Here is a 16,746-nt window from a genome sequence, read left to right on the forward strand (position 1 = left end):
ACACCGGCCCCGCTGCACAGGACGCCTCCTGTGCCGTCGGTCACGGGCCGGTGGTCCCTGCGCCCCCGGTGCGCTCCAGGAAGGGTTCCAGCAGCCCCGGTACGGCCTCGGCGGCGAAGGCGAGTCCCTCGGCGGCGTCGGCGTCGTACACCGTGTAGGAGCCCCCGCCGGCTGCGGTGGTGGCCGTGATGCTCACCAGCCCGGCCCGGCGCTGGAAGACCGACTGCTTGACCGTCCAGCCGATCACCCCGGCCCGCTCCAGGGCGGCCGTGGAACGGCGGACCGTGCCGGAGCGGGTGACCAGATAGCGCCCGGAGAGCGCGTGCCCGAGCCCCCGGTACGCGTCCAGGGCGAGCACCACCGCCACGGGGACGGCCACCACCGCGCAGCCGAGCGCGATCCACAGCAGCACGGGCGTGAGCAGCGCCCCGAGGACGGTCAGGACGAGGACCGGGCCGAGGGCCGCGGCGAGTGACCAGCGCAGTCTGCGCCCCCGGGCGGCACGCGGGTGGCGGACGAGTGCGGCGCCGGTCGGGGTGACCGACTCGCGCAGCACGTCGGCGGCGACGGTGTCGGCGCGGGTCCGGGGCGCGGCCGGGAGCAGGGTGTTGTGGTCGGCGTTCCTGGCCTCGTGGTCCTTGGCGAGGCCGGTGGTGATGGCGTCCAGCCGGGCCGCGCCGACCAGCCGTACGCCCAGCGGCTCGACCAGGTCGACGCCGCGCAGCCGGGCCTCCTCGACGGAGATGGAGCGGGAGGTGAACAGTCCGCGCCGCACGCGCAGCGTGCCGCCCGGCTCGCGCTCCAGGCGGTAGTTCCACCACATCTCGATCCAGAGGCCCAGCGCCCCCACGACACCCGCGACCAGGGCGGCCAGCACCAGGACGATGATCGTCCAGAGCAGCGGGGTGTCCCGGAAGCGGTCGCCGACCCAGTCGATGACCTCGCCCTGGGCCCCGACCCAGTCGCTGACCTGGAGCACGGCCCCGGCGGCGGCGCCGCCGAGCATGGGGGCGACGAAGGAGACCGGGGCATAGCGGATCCAGCGCGGGTCCAGGACGGCCAGTTCCCCTTCGCGGTGGCCCCCGTCGGCCGGTGCGGTGGCGGCGCGCTCCAGGAGGAGGCGGCGCAGCCGTTCGCCCTCGGCGCGGGTGACCGGGTCCAGTTCGAGGGTGGACTCGGAGCCCTGTTCACCGGTGCCGATCCTGACGGTGACCAGGCCGAGGAGGCGGAGCATCAGGTTGGCGGTGAGGTCGACCGTGCGGATGCGGCTGCGGGCCAGGGAGCGGCGCTTGACGAGGAGGAGGCCGGTGTGGAGGTCGACGCGCTCCTCGCCGATCCGGTAGCGGGTGCGGTGCCAGCGGACGCGGTCGGCGCCCGCCGCGACCCCGATGACCAGGACGGCTCCGGCGAACACCTGGAGCACGGCGGCGGGCAGGCTGAACCACCGGGTGAGCCCGAGCGTGACGGGGATGGCAGCGCCCGCGACGACCCCCGCCACGACGAGGGCGGTGACCAGGACCGTACGCGGGTCGAGGCGGCGCCAGTCGGCGGGCGGGGCGGCGGTGCTCATGTGGCGTCGCCGGGGGTGTCGCGGGTGATCCGGGTGAGCTGCCGGGCGAGGTCGGCGGCGACCTCGTGGTCCAGGCCCGCGATCCGTACCGCGCCCTTGGCGGAGGCGGTGGTGACGGTGACGGTGGCGAGCCGGAAGAGCTGCTCCAGCGGGCCCCGTACGGTGTCGACGGTCTGGATCCGGGACATCGGGGCGATCCGCCACTCCTGCCAGAAGAACCCGGTACGGACGTACACCGCGTCCTCGGTGATCTCCCAGCGGTGCGTACGGAACCACCACAGGGGGAAGAGGACGGCGGCCGCCGTGCCCACCGCGGCCAGGACCGCGGCGGGCAGCAGCAGCCAGAAGCGGGCCGGCTCGATCAGCGCGCCCAGCACCACGAGCGGCACGACGGGCACGGCCGTCAGCAGCAGCCACTGGGCCCGCCACCAGCCGACGGCGCGCTCGTTCAGCGTGTTGCGCGGCGGCCGCAGCACTACCGCCGTCCCCTCCCCCTGTGGCATCGGCTCAGCGCCCGCGCAGCGTGCGGTAGGCGTCGACCAGGGCGGCGGTGGAGCTGTCCAGCTGCCCGGCGTCGGCTCCCCCGCTCTCCGTCAGGAGCGGTTCGATCTTCTTGGCGAGGACCTTGCCGAGCTCGACGCCCCACTGGTCGAAGGAGTCGATGTTCCAGATGGCGCCCTGGACGAAGACCTTGTGCTCGTAGAGCGCGATGAGCTGGCCGAGGACCGAGGGGGTCAGCTTGTCGGCGAGGATCGTCGTCGTGGGGTGGTTGCCCCGGAACGTCTTGTGCGGGACCAGCTCCTCGGGCACCCCTTCCGCCCGGACCTCTTCGGGCGTCTTGCCGAAGGCGAGGGCCTGGGTCTGGGCGAAGAAGTTGGCCATCAGCAGGTCGTGCTGGGCGATCAGCCCGGGCAGCAGGTCGTGGACCGGGGCGGCGAAGCCGATGAAGTCCGCCGGGATCAGCTTGGTGCCCTGGTGGATCAACTGGTAGTACGCGTGCTGCCCGTTGGTGCCGGGCGTGCCCCAGACGACCGGTCCGGTCTGCCAGTCCACGGGGTTGCCGTCACGGTCGACGGACTTGCCGTTGGACTCCATGTCGAGCTGCTGGAGGTATGCGGTGAACTTGGACAGGTAGTGGCTGTACGGCAGCACCGCGTGCGCCTGGGCGTCGAAGAAGTTGCCGTACCAGACGCCGAGGAGGCCGAGGAGGAGCGGGGCGTTCTCCTCGGCGGGGGCGGTGCGGAAGTGCTCGTCGACGAGGTGGAAGCCGTCGAGCATCTCGCGGAAGCGGTCCGGTCCGATGGCGACCATCAGCGAGAGGCCGATCGCCGAGTCGTAGGAGTAGCGGCCGCCGACCCAGTCCCAGAACTCGAACATGTTGGCCGTGTCGATGCCGAACTCCTCGACCTTCTCGGCATTGGTCGACAGGGCGACGAAGTGCTGGGCGACGGCGTCCTGACCGGCCTTCAGCTCGGTCAGCAGCCAGTCCCGGGCGGAGGTGGCGTTGGTGATGGTCTCGATCGTCGTGAACGTCTTCGAGGCGATGACGAACAGCGTCTCGGCCGGGTCGAGGTCACGGACGGCCTCGTGCAGATCGGCGCCGTCGACGTTGGAGACGAAGCGGAGCGTGAGCGCGCGGTCCGTGAAGGAGCGCAGCACCTCGTACGCCATGGCGGGCCCGAGGTCGGAGCCGCCGATCCCGATGTTGACGATGTTCTTGACGGGCTTGCCGGTGTGACCGGTCCACTGCCCCGACCGGACCTTCTCGGCGAAGCCGGCCATCTTGTCCAGGACGGCGTGCACGGCGGGTACGACATTCTCGCCGTCGACCTCGATCACCGCGTCGCGGGGGGCGCGGAGCGCGGTGTGCAGGACCGCCCGGTCCTCGGTGGTGTTGATCTTCTCGCCCCGGAACATCGCGTCCCGCAGCTCCGCGACCCCGGTGGCGGCGGCGAGTTCGCGCAGCAGGCGCAGCGTCTCGTCGGTGACCAGGTGCTTGGAGTAGTCGAGGTGGAGGTCGCCGACCCGGAGGGTGTAGGCGGTGCCCCGGTCCGGCTGCCGCGCGAACAGCTCGCGCAGCTGGGGTGCGCCGAGCTCCTCACGGTGCTTCGCGAGAGCCGTCCACTCGGGTGTCTGGTTGAGCTTGGTTCGGCTTGCTGCGTTCATCCCGGATATCAGCCCACTTCTTCTCGTCACTCAGCATCCCCGCTGCCCCTCCAACCTAATTGATCGAGAAGGCCGACGGCGTGGAGGAGGGCGGTGGCGCGGGAACGCGACACGGCCGGACACCCGTGGGGTATCCGGCCGGTGAACGACTGGGTGGTCCGTGGAACGACGGGGCCAGGGCGACAGGCCCTAGATCTCGCCGCGGAGCTTGGCCAGCGCCTCGGCGAGGATCGCCTCGCCGTCCTCGTCGCTCCGCCGCTCGCGTACGTACGCCAGATGCGTCTTGTACGGCTCGGTGCGGGGCGGGTCGGGCGGGCTGTCCTTGTCCTGGCCGGCCGGGAAGCCGCAGCGCGGGCAGTCCCAGGTGTCCGGCACCTGCGCGTCATGGGCGAAGCTCGGCTGCGTCTCGTGCCCGTTCGAGCACCAGAAGGAGATGCGGGCGCGCGGCGCGGACTCGCCCCGCTCGGCCTCCCCCATCGGCCCCGCTCCGACCCGGCTTCCCCGGATCGCGTTGCCACTTGCCACGGTCGTAACTCCCTGCGTGAGTCGAGCGATGCCCCAGTCTACGTAAGGCCCAACGCGCGTCCAGTGGAAGGAGTTACACCGTCACCGGTATGCGCGGACGACGGGTCAGCTGTCCAGCTTGACGAGCAGACCGAGCACCACGACGCACGCGAACCAGGCCAGACCGACCACGACGGTGATCCGGTCGAGGTTGCGCTCGGCGACCGAGGAGCCACCGACGGAGGACTGCATGCCGCCACCGAACATGTCGGAGAGGCCGCCGCCCTTGCCCTTGTGCATGAGCACCAGCAGCATCAGCAGCAGGCTGAAGACGATCAGAGCGATCTGGAACGCCAAAACCACGGCTGGTCCCTACTTTCCGGAATTCTTGACTACTGCGTGTACGTGCACCGGGGGCCGAAGGGCGCTAGCCCCTCCGGCCCCCGCAAGGGTACGACGGATCGGCGCTACCGCATACTCACTGGTCGCGGAAGCGGACGATCTTGACGAACTCGTCGGCGTCCAGTGCGGCGCCGCCGATGAGGGCGCCGTCCACGTCGGGCTGCGCCATGATGGCCGCGACGTTGCCGGACTTCACCGAGCCGCCGTACTGGATACGGACGGCGTCGGCCAGCTCCTGGGAGTACAGCTCGGCCAGCCGGCCACGGATCGCGCCGCAGACCTCCTGGGCGTCCTCGGGGGTGGCGACCTCGCCGGTCCCGATGGCCCAGACCGGCTCGTAGGCGATCACGATGGTCTCGGCCTGCTCGGCCGGGATGTCCTTCAGGGCGCCGTCGAGCTGCGCGAGCGTGTAGGAGACCTGGTCACCGGCCTTGCGGATGTCCAGGCCCTCGCCGACGCAGAGGATCGGGGTCAGGCCGTGCTTGAAGGCGGCCTTCACCTTGGCGTTGCAGATCTCGTCGTTCTCGCCGTGGTACTGGCGGCGCTCGCTGTGGCCGACGGCCACGTACGTGCAGCGCAGCTTGGCGAGCATGGGGCCGGAGATCTCACCGGTGTACGCACCGGAGTCGTGCGCCGAGATGTCCTGGGCGCCGTACTTGATCTTCAGCTTGTCGCCGTCCACCAGGGTCTGCACGGAGCGCAGGTCGGTGAAGGGCGGGAGGACGGCGACCTCGACGTCCTCGTAGTCCTTGTCGGCCAGGGCGAAGGAGAGCTTCTGGACGTGGGCGATGGCCTCGAGGTGGTTGAGGTTCATCTTCCAGTTGCCCGCCATCAGCGGGGTGCGGGTGGTCATGAAAGGTCAGTCCTCCAGTGCGGCGAGGCCGGGAAGCGTCTTGCCCTCGAGGTATTCGAGACTCGCGCCGCCACCGGTCGAAATATGTCCGAATGCATTCTCGTCGAAGCCCAGGATGCGAACGGCCGCGGCGGAGTCGCCACCGCCGACGACGCTGAAGGCCGACGAGTCGACGAGCGCCTGGGCGACCGCGCGGGTGCCGTCGGCGAAGTCGGGGTGCTCGAAGACGCCCATGGGGCCGTTCCAGAAGACGGTGGCCGCGTCGGCGAGCTTCGATGCGTAGAGCTTGTTGGTCTCCGGTCCGTTGTCCAGCCCCATCTGGCCGGCCGGCATGGCGTCGGCGGCGACGGTGGTGGGGTGGGCCGGGGCCTTGGTCTTGAGGTCCGGGAAGGACGGGGCGACCACGACGTCGACGGGGAGGACGAACTCCACGCCCTTCTCCTCGGCGCGTCGCAGGTACTCCCGCACGGCCGGGATCTGGTCCTCCTGGAGCAGCGAGCTGCCGACCTCGTGGCCCTGGGCCTTGAGGAAGGTGTACGCCATGCCGCCGCCGATGAGGATGCGGTCGGCCCGCTCCAGCAGGTGGTCGATCACGCCGAGCTTGTCGGAGACCTTGGCGCCGCCGAGGACGACCGCGTACGGCCGCTTGACGTCGGTGGTGAGCTTCTTCAGGACGCCGACCTCGGTGGCGATGAGGTAGCCCGCGTAGTGCGGGAGCCGGGCCGGGAGGTCGAAGACCGAGGCGTGCTTGCGGTGCACCGCGCCGAAGCCGTCGCCCACGTAGACGTCCGCGAGCTCGGCCAGCTGATCGGCGAAGGCGCCGCGCTCGGCGTCGTCCTTGGACGTCTCACCGGCGTTGAAGCGGAGGTTCTCGACGACCGCGACCCGGCCGTCGGCGAGGCCGGCGACCGCGGCGCGGGCGGACTCGCCGACCGTGTCGGTGGCGAAGGCGACCTCGGCGTCGAGGAGTTCACCCAGGCGTGCGGCGGCGGGCGCCAGCGAGAAGGCCGGGTCAGGGGCGCCCTTGGGGCGGCCGAGGTGCGAGGCGACGACGACGCGCGCGCCGGCCTCGGCGAGCTTGGCGATCGTCGGGACGACGGCGCGGATACGGCCGTCGTCGGTGATCGTGGTGCCGTCCAGCGGCACGTTGAGGTCGGCACGGACGAATACCCGCTTGCCCGCGACCCCTTCGGCGAGAAGTTCGTCGATCGTCTTCATCTGGCTTCCGTTACTCCTTGCAAGGACGGATGAACATGCTAAGGGGCTCGACCTGCGCTTCATTGCGCAGGTCGAGCCCCTCAGTCACATCGTTGTGCCTGCCGGCCCGAGGGTCAGAGCTGCTCGCCGACGAAGACCGTGAGGTCGACGAGGCGGTTGGAGTAGCCCCACTCGTTGTCGTACCAGCCGAGGATCTTCACCGAGTTCCCCTCCTGGACCATGGTCAGGGAGGAGTCGAAGGTGCAGGACGACGGGTCGCCGACGATGTCCGAGGAGACGATCGGGTCCTCGGTGTACGTCAGGAAGCCCTTGAGGGCGCCGTCGTCGGAGGCCTTCTTGAACGCGGCGTTGACCTCGTCCTTGGTGACCTCGCGCGCCAGCGTCACGACGAGGTCGGTGGCGGAGCCGGTCGGGACCGGGACGCGCATCGCGATGCCGTCGAGCTTGCCCTTGAGCTGCGGCAGGACCAGGGCGGTGGCCTTGGCGGCGCCGGTGGTGGTCGGGATGATGTTCTCGGCGGCGGCGCGGGCGCGACGCAGGTCCGAGTGCGGGAAGTCCAGGATCCGCTGGTCGTTGGTGTACGCGTGGACCGTCGTCATCAGGCCCTTGACGATGCCGAAGTTCTCGTCGAGAACCTTGGCCATCGGCGCCACACAGTTGGTGGTGCAGGAGGCGTTGGAGATGATGTTGTGGTTGGCCGCGTCGTACTGGTCCTGGTTGACGCCCATCACGATGGTGATGTCCTCGTCCTTGGCCGGAGCCGAGATGAGGACCTTCTTGGCGCCGCCCGCGATGTGCTTCTCGGCGTCGGCCTTCTTGGTGAAGATGCCGGTCGACTCGATGACGATGTCGACGCCCAGCTCACCCCAGGGGATGTCGGCCGGGTTGCGCTCGGAGAGCACCTTGATGGTGTGACCATCGACGGTGATGGTGTCGGCGGTGTGGCTGACCTCTGCCTTGAGACGACCCAGAATGGTGTCGTACTTCAGCAGGTGGGCCGTGGTCGCAGTGTCACCCAGGTCGTTGACAGCCACGATCTCGATGTCCGCACCCTGCTCGAGCAGCGCGCGGAAGTAGTTGCGACCGATGCGGCCGAAGCCGTTGATGCCTACGCGGATCGTCACGAACCGATCTCCTCGTTAGGTACGCCGGTTTTCGACGCCGGCGAGTTGTATAGGGATGTCCCCGACCGCTTCCGACCCTACCTCTCCGAGGGCCCGGGGGTGACATCGAGAGGGCCACTGCGCGCCACCGGACACGACCGGAGGTCCGTACTCGTCGGTAGGAGTACGGACCTCCGTTTCGCCGGGCGGGACCTGGGTCCCGGTGGAGCGGGACCTGGGTCCCGGCGGGTGCGGGACCAACGTCCCCTGCTCGCCGCCGAGTCAGCCGACCAGGCCGTCGGCGAGCTCCTCGCTGAGGGTCGACTCGGTCCCCGGGATGCCCAGATCCTGGGCCCGCTTGTCGGCCATCGCCAGCAGCCGGCGGATCCGTCCCGCGACCGCGTCCTTGGTCAGCGGCGGGTCGGCGAGCGCGCCCAGCTCCTCCAGGGAGGCCTGCTTGTGCTCCATGCGCAGCCGTCCCGCGGCGGCCAGGTGCTCGGGGACCTCCTCGCCGAGGATCTCCAGCGCACGCCCCACCCGGGCCCCGGCGGCGACCGCGGCGCGGGCCGAGCGGCGCAGGTTCGCGTCGTCGAAGTTGGCGAGCCGGTTGGCCGTGGCGCGGACCTCGCGCCGCATCCGCCGCTCCTCCCAGGCCAGCACCGCGTCATGGGCGCCGAGGCGGGTCAGCAGGGCGCCGATCGCGTCGCCGTCGCGGACCACCACCCGGTCCACTCCGCGCACCTCGCGGGCCTTCGCCGCGATGGAGAGCCGACGGGCCGCGCCGACCAGGGCGAGGGCCGCCTCGGGCCCCGGGCAGGTGACCTCCAGCGAGGAGGAGCGGCCGGGCTCGGTGAGCGAGCCGTGGGCGAGGAAGGCTCCGCGCCAGGCCGCCTCGGCGTCGCAGGTGGCCCCCGAGACCACCTGCGGGGGCAGCCCGCGGATCGGACGGCCGCGGCCGTCCACCAGACCGGTCTGGCGGGCCAGCTGGTCGCCGCCCGCCACCACCCGTACGACATAGCGCGAGCCTCGGCGCAGTCCGCCGGGGGCCATCACGATCAGCTCCGAGCTGTGCCCGAAGATCTCCAGGATGTCGCGCTTGAGGCGGCGGGCGGCGTTGCCGGTGTCCAGCTCCGCCTCGATCACAATCCGGCCGCTCACCAGGTGCAGGCCGCCCGCGAACCGAAGAATCGCCGAGACCTCTGCTTTCCTGCAGCAGGTCCGGGTGACGGGAAGATGAGAGATTTCGTTCTTCACCGCTGGCGTCATCGCCATGGGCCGATCCTTCCATGCATCCGAAAAATACGGTCGTACGCGGCGGCCAACAGCTCCTGATCATGGACCGGAACGCCGTCGGGCGATGCCACCGGCGCCAGCTCGACCGCGGCTCCGAGCCGTAGTGCGGCATCGGCGAGTGACTCACGGTCGGGCACGGCGGCCTCATCGGCCAGCACCACGTCCAAGGCGAGTTTAGGGGCGTGTCGCCCCAAAACCTCCAAATGACGCTGCGGTGAGAAGCCTTCTGTTTCACCGGGCTGGGGTGCGAGGTTCAACGAGAGGACCTTGCGGGCCTTCGTGGTGACCAGCGCGTCGAGCAGTTCCGGCACGAGCAGGTGCGGGATCACCGAGGAGAACCAGGAGCCGGGACCGAGCACCACCCAGTCGGCGTCCAGGACCGCCTCCACGGCTTCCGGGACGGCCGGCGGGTCGGGCGGGACCACGTGCACGGACTGCACCTCGCCGGGCGTGAGCGCCACCGTGGCCTGACCGCGCACGGTGACGATCGCGTCGGGCAGATCGGGGTCGTGGCCCTTGACCAGCGCCTGGAGCTCCAGCGGGACGGCCGACATCGGCAGCACCCGCCCGTGCGCGCCGAGCAGCTTGCCGACCAGGTCGAGCGCCTGGACATGGTCGCCGAGCTGCTCCCAGAGGGCCACGATCAGCAGATTGCCGACAGCGTGCTCGTGGAGGTCTCCCTTGGACTCGAAGCGGTGCTGGATGACCCGGGACCAGGTGCGGCCCCAGTCGTCGTCGCCGCACAGCGCGGCGAGCGCCTTGCGCAGGTCGCCGGGCGGCAGCACGCCCAGTTCCTCGCGCAGCCGGCCGCTGGAGCCGCCGTCGTCGGCGACGGTGACCACAGCCGTGAGGTCGCCGGTGATCCGGCGCAGCGCCGCCAGGGACGCCGAGAGCCCCATACCGCCGCCGAGCGCGACGACCTTGGGCTGAGCACCGCGCTTGCGGCCGGAGAGCGCCGAGGTGGCGCGGCTCAGGCGTCGCATACGCAGGTTGCGTCCGGTCACTCTCGCCCCATGTCGCGGTGCACGAGGACGGTCTCGACGCCTTCGGCGGCGAGGCGGGCCGAGAGCTTCTCCGACATGGCGACGGAGCGGTGCTTGCCGCCGGTGCAGCCCACGGCGATGGTCACGTACCGCTTGCCCTCGCGGCGGTAGCCGGCGGCGATCAGCTGGAGCAGCTCGGTGTACTGGTTGAGGAACTCCTTGGCGCCCGGCTGGTCGAAGACGTAGTCGGACACCTCCTCGTTGACGCCGGTGAAGGGGCGCAGCTCGGGGACCCAGTGCGGGTTGGGCAGGAAGCGGCAGTCGACGACCAGGTCGGCGTCGACGGGCAGGCCGTACTTGTAGCCGAAGGACATCACCGTGGCCCGCAGCTCCGGCTCCGACTCGCCCGCGAACTGGGCGTCCATCTTGGCCCGCAGCTCGTGCACGTTGAGGCTGGAGGTGTCGATGACCAGGTCGGCGTCGCCGCGCAGCTCGCGCAGCAGGTCGCGCTCGGCCGCGATGCCGTCGACGATGCGGCCGTCGCCCTGGAGGGGGTGCGGGCGGCGGACGGACTCGAAGCGGCGCACGAGGGCGTCGTCGGAGGACTCCAGGAAGACGATCCGCCGGGTGACGTGCTTGGCCTCCAGGTCCGCGAGGGAGTCGCGGAGGTTGTCGAAGAAGCGCCGGCCGCGTACGTCGACGACGACGGCGATCCGGGCCACATTGCCCTGCGAGCGGGCGCCGAGCTCCACCATGGTGGGGATCAGCGCGGGCGGCAGGTTGTCGACGACGAACCAGCCGAGGTCCTCCAGACACTTGGCGGCGGTGCTGCGGCCGGCGCCCGACATCCCGGAGATGATCACCAGCTCGGGGATGGCCGCCTCACCCGTCTCGTTCGGGGTGCTCGTACTCACGTCTGCTGCTCCGTCTGCTCGGTCTGCGGTGTCCCGGTCGGTGACGTCCCGGTCGGTGCTGTCCCGGTCGGTGACGTCCTGGTCGGTGTTGTCTCGGTCCGCGGTCTCGTGCGCCGCGCCGCTCTGTGCGTTCTCGTGGCTGTTCTCGGTCATGAGCTGCCCCCGTCGTCCTCTTCAATGATCTCTCCTGTGGCCGTGTTCACGGCAGGCGCCGCGGGAGCGGTCGAGGCGAGGGCGGCGGCCACCGATTCCGCCGTCCTTCGCCCTATCCCGGGCACCTCGCAGATCTCGTCGATTGTCGCTTGCCGGAGCTTCTTCACCGAGCCGAAATGCTTGACGAGGGCCTGCTTCCGGGTCTCGCCGAGGCCGGTCACGTCGTCGAGGGGGCTGCTGCGGATGCGCTTGGCGCGCTTGGCGCGCTGGTAGGTGATGGCGAAGCGGTGGGCCTCGTCCCGGACGCGCTGGAGGAGGTAGAGGCCCTCGCTGGAGCGGGGCAGGACGACGGGATCGTCGTCATCGGGGAGCCAGACCTCTTCGAGGCGCTTGGCCAGGCCGCAGACCGCGATGTCGTCGATGCCCAGCTCGTCCAGGGCCCGCTTGGCGGCCGCGACCTGGGGCTGCCCGCCGTCGACGACGACGAGCTGCGGCGGGTAGGCGAACCGCTTGGGGCGGCCGTCGTCCTCCCGGGGCTCGGGCTCGTCGTCCGGGGAGGCGGCGGAGAGGGCCGGGGCGGGGACCGGGCCGGTGGCGGCGGGGACCGGAGCGGGGCCGGTGGTAGCGGGGGCGGTCTCCGGCGTCTCCTCCCACTCCCCCGTGCGCTCCTTGTCCTGGAGGTAGCGCTTGAAGCGGCGGCCGATCACCTCGTGCATCGAGCGGACGTCGTCCTGGCCCTCGAAGCCCTTGATCTGGAAGCGGCGGTACTCGCTCTTGCGGGCGAGGCCGTCCTCGAAGACGACCATGGAGGCAACCACGTCGTCGCCCTGGAGGTGGGAGATGTCGTAGCACTCGATACGCAGCGGGGCGGTGTCCAGGCCCAGCGCCTCGGCGATCTCCTCCAGGGCGCGGGAGCGGGTGGTCAGGTCGGAGGCGCGCTTGGTCTTGTGCAGCCCGAGCGCCTGCTGGGCGTTGCGCTGGACGGTGACCATGAGGTCCTTCTTGTCGCCGCGCTGCGGGATGCGCAGGCTGACCTGGGAGCCCCGGCGCTCGGCGAGCCACTGGGAGACCGCTTCGGCGTCCTCGGGCAGGGCGGGGACCAGCACCTCCTTGGGGACGGCGTCGCCGCGCTCCTCCCCGTACAGCTGCTGGAGGGCGTGCTCGACGAGGCCGGAGGTGTCGACCGCCTCGACCTTGTCGGTGACCCAGCCGCGCTGGCCGCGCACCCGGCCGCCGCGCACGTGGAAGATCTGGAGGGCGGCCTCCAGCTCGTCCTCGGCGACGGCGATCAGGTCGGCGTCGGTGGCGTCGGCGAGGACGACGGCGCTCTTCTCCATGGCCCGCTTGAGGGCCTCGGCGTCGTCGCGGAGGCGGGCGGCCCGCTCGTACTCCATCTCCTCGGCCGCCTGCATCATGTCCTTCTCCAGGCGGCGGATGTAGGTGCCGGTGCGGCCGGCCATGAAGTCGCAGAAGTCCTCGGCCAGCTCCCGGTGTTCCTCGGGGGTGACCCGGCCGACGCAGGGGGCCGAGCACTTGCCGATGTACCCCAGCAGGCAGGGGCGGCCGGTGCGCGCGGCGTTCTTGAAGACCCCGGCGGAGCAGGTGCGGACGGGGAAGACGCGGAGCATCAGGTCGACCGTCTCGCGGATCGCCCAGGCGTGGCCGTACGGGCCGAAGTAGCGCACGCCCTTCTTCTTGGCGCCGCGCATGACCTGGACGCGGGGGAACTCCTCGTTGAGCGTGACCGCGAGATACGGATAGCTCTTGTCGTCCCGGTACTTGACGTTGAACCGGGGGTCGAACTCCTTGATCCAGGAATACTCCAGCTGGAGCGCCTCGACCTCGGTGGAGACGACCGTCCACTCGACGGAGGCGGCGGTGGTGACCATCGTGCGCGTACGCGGATGGAGGCCGGCGAGGTCCTGGAAGTAGTTGGCCACGCGTTGGCGCAGGTTCTTGGCCTTCCCGACGTAGATCACCCGGCGGTGCTCGTCGCGGAATTTGTAGACCCCCGGGGAGTCGGGGATCTGTCCCGGCTTGGGGCGGTAGCTGGAGGGGTCTGCCATGTCTCACACCCTACTTGCGGGCAGTGACAGCGCGTCGTCCTCACGTGGTGCCGGGGGCGGTGCCGCGCTCCGGGGTGCCGTGGGGTGTTCGCACCCCGGAGCGCGGGCCTGTGGGCCGGTGGAGCCGCTGCTATGCGTCCGTGGCCGGGGGTCGCCCGGCACGGTTCCGGCGGCGTACGGCGGCGGCCCCGCACAGGGCCAGGGCGAGCAGCGCCCCGGCCCCCGCGGTCGTGGACACGGCGGTCAGGGCCGTGTCCGGCGACCCGGACGCCGTGCCGGCGAGCGCGGGGCTCCCGGCGGGGTCCGGCGCCCGGTCCGCGGCAGGGCCGGAGACCGGGCCGGGGGCGGGTGCGGCCGCCGGGGCTCCCCCGGCGCCGGTGGCCGCGTCGGGTCCGTAGCCGCCCGCCTTGCCGGAGCGGGCGTATCCGGAGCCGGGCAGCTTGTCGCCGTACGCCTCCTGGACCCGGGTCCGGTAGGCGCTGAGCGCGGTGCCGCGTGCGCCCACGGCGGCCTTCGCGTCCTCGTCCAGCGGGAGTACCCGGGAGCCGTCGTGGACGTACCAGGCGTCGATCTGCGGTTCGCGGAACACGGTGCCGCCGGGGAGCGCGCGGGCCCCCTGTGCGGTGTAGCGGGCCTCGTCGTCGCCGGTGGCGATGTTCACCACCTGCCACCGGTCGCCCCCGTCGGCGCCGGGGACGGTCCACAGGGAGGCCTTCTGGCCGTCGGAGGAGACAGCGGTGCTGGCCAGGTAGTCCACGGTGCTCGGGGCGGCCCCGGGCTTCCCGGCGACGAAGTCGGCGGAGAGCGTGCGGACGGGAACGGTCCTCCCCTCGATCCTGGGTGCGCTCGCCGCCCTGCTCACCGCGCCCTCCCGGGCGAAGAACCGGGACAGGGTGTCCAGAGTCGCGGGCTCGGTGGCGGCCTCGTGGGCCGCTTCGAGGGTGGCGGCGGTGAGCTTCGGCGGGGCCGCCCGGCCGTCGTCGGCGAGGGCGGGGGCCGCGGCGGTGAACAGGGCGGCGCCGGTGAGGGCGGTGGCGACGGCGATGCGCCGGGTGGTGGAGTTCATGACCTCACGCCCCGATCCGGTAGAGCGAGTGGGTCCAGGAGAACTCGTTGTTGTTGACGTACCAGGCGTGCGAGGCCCAGTTGTAGCGGTTGCTGGAGGGCCACGGATCGCCCCAGTAGACCCAGCTGTTGGCGTCGTCGTACCCGTAGATCACATGCATGTGGCCGCCGCCGGACGACCACTGGATGCGGGTCTCGATGGGGCGCTGGGCGGATATCTCGGCCTGCACGGTCGGGTAGCGCAGCCAGCCGGTGACGTAACTGCCGGGCCTGACCCCGGCCCAGGACAGTCCGGTCTGGACGTTGCCGAGGGTGGCCTGCGAGTTGGGGCACTGGGAGTTCTGGCTGCGGTTGAAGGCGGCGTTGCAGAACTGGTTCTGGGAGTAGTTGCGGCCGAACCAGGCGGCGATGGTGTTGCCGCCGGCCGCCCAGCACCAGTTGGTCTGCTGTTGCGCCTGCATAGTGATGTCGAGCCGCTGGGTGGCGGCGACGGCGGAGCCCGCCCCGTCCGGGGACTGGGCGGCGGTGGCGGTGCCCGCGGGGACGGCGAGCAGGACGGCGGCCAGGAGGGCGGTGAACGAGAACCTTCCGGGCCTGACTCTTCGGTTGCGCATGGCGTTCCTCCCAATGCGGGGGTGGGGATCGGAGGAGCGCGTCCGGACGCTGACGATGAGCATCCGGCGTTGTCCGGAGCAGGTCAACACGCTTCAATGCGAGGTGACATCACGGTGTGAACGGCACGGCGTCCGTGTGAACGGCCCCGTCCCGGTCACCTGCTCCCCCGCATCCCCCGGGGGCCGGTGTCGCCACTCCCCACGTGAACGTTCACCGGAGGCCCGCATTGCGGCAGACCGAGATCGAACTGGCGCAGGTACTGCGGACCGGACCGTTCCATCTGGCGTTGCGCACCGCTCTGTCGGTGCGCGGGCTGCCGCTCCAGCGAGTGCAGCACCATCTGGCGCACCGGGGCGTCAAACTCGGGGTGACCAGCCTCAGCTACTGGCAGCAGGGGGTGCGACGCCCCCGGCGGGCCGAGTCGCTGCGGGCCGTCGCCGCGCTGGAGGAGGTGCTCGCGCTGCCGGACGACTCACTGCTGCGGCTGCTGCGCGACGGTGACGCCCCGGCGGACGGGGACCGCCCGGCCGGCCGCTCGTACCGGTCGCTCATGGAGGCGTCGGGCTCGGTGGAGCGGCTCCTGGCGGCGATGGAGTCACCCGTGGACGGCGGCCTGCACACCGTGGGGCACCAGGAGCGGGTACGGATCGGGGCGCGGCGCGAGCTGGCGGGCCGCACGTCGCAGCACGTGGTGCGCGCGCACCGGGACGGCGTCGACCGCTATCTCGCGGTCCACCGGGGCGACCCCGGCTGCGACCCGTCGCGGATCGCGGTGCGGGCTCTGGAGAACTGCCGGACGGGCCGGGTCCGCTGGGACCGGGACGCGGGGGTGCTGGTGGCGGAGCTGCTCTTCGACACCCGGCTGCGGTCCGGTGAGACGTACCTCTTCGGCTACGGCTTCGAGGACGGTACGGGCGGGGCCGGCGGCGAGTACGTGCGCGGCTTCACCTTCGGAGGTGGGCAGTACGTGCTCCAGGTCGGCTTCGACGAGGCGGCGCTCCCGGTGCGGTGCCGCCGGTTCGCCCAGGCGTCGGCCGGGGCGGCGCGCGGGGCCCGCGCGGACCTCACGCTGACCGGCCGGCACCGGACCGTGCACCTGGTGGAGGAGAGCGTACGGCCCGGCCTGATCGGGGTCGACTGGGACTGGGAGTGAGGCCTCGACGCGACGACCGGCCTCCTGGCGCCGAGCGCCGGTTCCGCGTCAGGCGTCGGGGCCGAGGTCTCCGTCAGGCGTCGGGGCCGAGGTTCCGCGTCAGGCGTCGGGGCCCGCGACGAGCTTTCCGCCCTCGGCGGTGACCGGGACGGCGGGCAGCGGCACGGTGGCCGGGCCCTTCACCGGCTTGCCGGTGGTCATGTCGAAGCGGCTGCCGTGGCAGGGGCAGTGGCCCTCGGTGCCCTCGACCTTGTCCAGGACACAGCCGCCGTGGGTGCACTGGGCGCTGAACGCCTTGTACTCGCCCTTCGCCGGGCAGACGACGACCAGGCGCTGTTCGCGGTAGAGCTTGGCCCCGCCGACGGGCACCTCGGAGGCGGCCCCGAGGTCGACGGGAGCGGTGGGGGTGGGGTTCTTGGCGTGGCCGAGCTTGGACTCGGTGGAGCAGGCGGCCGCTCCCAGCCCGGCGGCGCCGGCGAGCGCGGCGCCCTTCAGCACGGTACGGCGGGCGGCGGGCAGGCCGGGCATGCGGACTCCACGGGTCGTTGTTCGGGGTGGATCACGGTGGGGCTGGTCGTTCCGGGGTGGATCACGGCGGATCCGCGTCGCCGGACAGGGCGGGCGGTGACGGCGGCCCTGCGTGCCGGTGACAGAACCGACGATACCGGCGGGGATCGGAAGCCCTGCG

The 16,746-nt window shown here is 71.6% G+C and carries 16 protein-coding genes; 1 reads left to right on the forward strand and 15 read right to left on the reverse strand.

From position 1 onward, the window contains the following. Window positions 1-40 precede the first annotated feature (40 nt). The 14 genes from IE272_RS00685 to IE272_RS00750 all read right to left on the reverse strand — a co-directional run bounded on the left by IE272_RS00685 (window position 41) and on the right by IE272_RS00750 (window position 14,904). Complete coding sequence (locus tag IE272_RS00685; protein WP_190006034.1) at window positions 41-1,570, reverse strand: PH domain-containing protein; 1,530 nt, start codon at window positions 1,568-1,570, stop codon at window positions 41-43. Then, window positions 1,567-2,073 carry a PH domain-containing protein gene (locus IE272_RS00690; RefSeq protein WP_190006035.1) on the reverse strand — a complete coding sequence of 169 codons (507 nt, stop codon included), beginning with the start codon at window positions 2,071-2,073 and terminating at the stop codon, window positions 1,567-1,569. The genes IE272_RS00685 and IE272_RS00690 overlap by 4 nt, the downstream gene beginning before the upstream one ends. Window positions 2,074-2,077: 4 nt before the next feature. Next, window positions 2,078-3,736: a glucose-6-phosphate isomerase gene (pgi, locus tag IE272_RS00695; RefSeq protein WP_056706276.1), complete on the reverse strand. Its 1,659-nt coding sequence runs from the start codon at window positions 3,734-3,736 to the stop codon at window positions 2,078-2,080. A 189-nt stretch (window positions 3,737-3,925) separates the two neighbouring features. After that, window positions 3,926-4,261, reverse strand: coding sequence for an RNA polymerase-binding protein RbpA (locus IE272_RS00700; RefSeq protein ID WP_006123681.1), 336 nt, complete (start codon window positions 4,259-4,261; stop codon window positions 3,926-3,928). Between the two features lie 105 nt (window positions 4,262-4,366). Further along, complete coding sequence (gene secG / locus IE272_RS00705; protein ID WP_003969872.1) at window positions 4,367-4,603, reverse strand: preprotein translocase subunit SecG; 237 nt, start codon at window positions 4,601-4,603, stop codon at window positions 4,367-4,369. A 115-nt stretch (window positions 4,604-4,718) separates the two neighbouring features. Beyond that, window positions 4,719-5,495, reverse strand: a complete 777-nt coding sequence (gene tpiA, locus IE272_RS00710; protein WP_007448510.1) for a triose-phosphate isomerase — start codon at window positions 5,493-5,495, stop codon at window positions 4,719-4,721. A 6-nt stretch (window positions 5,496-5,501) separates the two neighbouring features. Next, entirely contained in the window at window positions 5,502-6,713 is a 1,212-nt protein-coding gene (locus IE272_RS00715) for a phosphoglycerate kinase (RefSeq protein WP_050358168.1), read from the reverse strand. Window positions 6,714-6,826: 113 nt separating this feature from the next. Next, window positions 6,827-7,837, reverse strand: a complete 1,011-nt coding sequence (gene gap / locus IE272_RS00720) for a type I glyceraldehyde-3-phosphate dehydrogenase (RefSeq protein ID WP_050358167.1) — start codon at window positions 7,835-7,837, stop codon at window positions 6,827-6,829. 261 nt (window positions 7,838-8,098) lie between these two features. Beyond that, window positions 8,099-9,088 (reverse strand): DNA-binding protein WhiA, encoded by a 990-nt coding sequence (whiA, locus tag IE272_RS00725; RefSeq protein ID WP_032790781.1) that lies wholly within the window; start codon window positions 9,086-9,088, stop codon window positions 8,099-8,101. Then, window positions 9,079-10,113, reverse strand: coding sequence for a gluconeogenesis factor YvcK family protein (locus IE272_RS00730; protein WP_007448516.1), 1,035 nt, complete (start codon window positions 10,111-10,113; stop codon window positions 9,079-9,081). The genes whiA and IE272_RS00730 overlap by 10 nt, the downstream gene beginning before the upstream one ends. Then, a complete protein-coding gene (gene rapZ, locus IE272_RS00735) occupies window positions 10,110-11,159 on the reverse strand; it encodes an RNase adapter RapZ (RefSeq protein WP_078961212.1) in 1,050 nt (349 codons plus the stop codon). Before rapZ ends, IE272_RS00730 begins: the two co-directional genes overlap by 4 nt. Next, the gene (gene uvrC / locus IE272_RS00740) at window positions 11,156-13,225 is read right to left on the reverse strand and encodes an excinuclease ABC subunit UvrC (RefSeq protein WP_050358166.1); all 2,070 of its coding nucleotides are present in this window, start codon (window positions 13,223-13,225) and stop codon (window positions 11,156-11,158) included. The genes rapZ and uvrC overlap by 4 nt, the downstream gene beginning before the upstream one ends. A 130-nt stretch (window positions 13,226-13,355) precedes the next feature. Beyond that, window positions 13,356-14,291, reverse strand: coding sequence for a hypothetical protein (locus IE272_RS00745; protein ID WP_190006036.1), 936 nt, complete (start codon window positions 14,289-14,291; stop codon window positions 13,356-13,358). Between the two features lie 4 nt (window positions 14,292-14,295). Next, the gene (locus tag IE272_RS00750; protein WP_057661961.1) at window positions 14,296-14,904 is read right to left on the reverse strand and encodes a papain-like cysteine protease family protein; all 609 of its coding nucleotides are present in this window, start codon (window positions 14,902-14,904) and stop codon (window positions 14,296-14,298) included. Between the two features lie 227 nt (window positions 14,905-15,131). On the opposite strand from IE272_RS00750, the gene IE272_RS00755 reads away from it, so the two are divergent. Then, window positions 15,132-16,058, forward strand: coding sequence for a hypothetical protein (locus tag IE272_RS00755; RefSeq protein ID WP_050358164.1), 927 nt, complete (start codon window positions 15,132-15,134; stop codon window positions 16,056-16,058). A gap of 99 nt (window positions 16,059-16,157) precedes the next feature. Here IE272_RS00755 and IE272_RS00760 read toward each other — a convergent pair whose 3' ends face one another. After that, window positions 16,158-16,586, reverse strand: coding sequence for a Rieske (2Fe-2S) protein (locus IE272_RS00760; RefSeq protein WP_050358163.1), 429 nt, complete (start codon window positions 16,584-16,586; stop codon window positions 16,158-16,160). Window positions 16,587-16,746 lie beyond the last annotated feature (160 nt).

It is taken from the genome of Streptomyces anulatus, assembly GCF_014650675.1.
In the GTDB taxonomy this organism is placed as follows: Bacteria; Actinomycetota; Actinomycetes; order Streptomycetales; family Streptomycetaceae; genus Streptomyces; species Streptomyces anulatus.

Coding starts and splice junctions, on each gene's coding strand:
- IE272_RS00685 (WP_190006034.1), bottom strand. CDS start 1,570: ATGAGCACCGCCGCCCCGCCCGCCGACTGGCGCCGCCTCGACCCGCGT.
- IE272_RS00690 (WP_190006035.1), bottom strand. CDS start 2,073: ATGCCACAGGGGGAGGGGACGGCGGTAGTGCTGCGGCCGCCGCGCAAC.
- pgi (WP_056706276.1), bottom strand. CDS start 3,736: ATGAACGCAGCAAGCCGAACCAAGCTCAACCAGACACCCGAGTGGACG.
- tpiA (WP_007448510.1), bottom strand. CDS start 5,495: ATGACCACCCGCACCCCGCTGATGGCGGGCAACTGGAAGATGAACCTC.
- IE272_RS00715 (WP_050358168.1), bottom strand. CDS start 6,713: ATGAAGACGATCGACGAACTTCTCGCCGAAGGGGTCGCGGGCAAGCGG.
- whiA (WP_032790781.1), bottom strand. CDS start 9,088: ATGGCGATGACGCCAGCGGTGAAGAACGAAATCTCTCATCTTCCCGTC.
- rapZ (WP_078961212.1), bottom strand. CDS start 11,159: ATGACCGAGAACAGCCACGAGAACGCACAGAGCGGCGCGGCGCACGAG.
- uvrC (WP_050358166.1), bottom strand. CDS start 13,225: ATGGCAGACCCCTCCAGCTACCGCCCCAAGCCGGGACAGATCCCCGAC.
- IE272_RS00745 (WP_190006036.1), bottom strand. CDS start 14,291: ATGAACTCCACCACCCGGCGCATCGCCGTCGCCACCGCCCTCACCGGC.
- IE272_RS00750 (WP_057661961.1), bottom strand. CDS start 14,904: ATGCGCAACCGAAGAGTCAGGCCCGGAAGGTTCTCGTTCACCGCCCTC.
- IE272_RS00760 (WP_050358163.1), bottom strand. CDS start 16,586: ATGCCCGGCCTGCCCGCCGCCCGCCGTACCGTGCTGAAGGGCGCCGCG.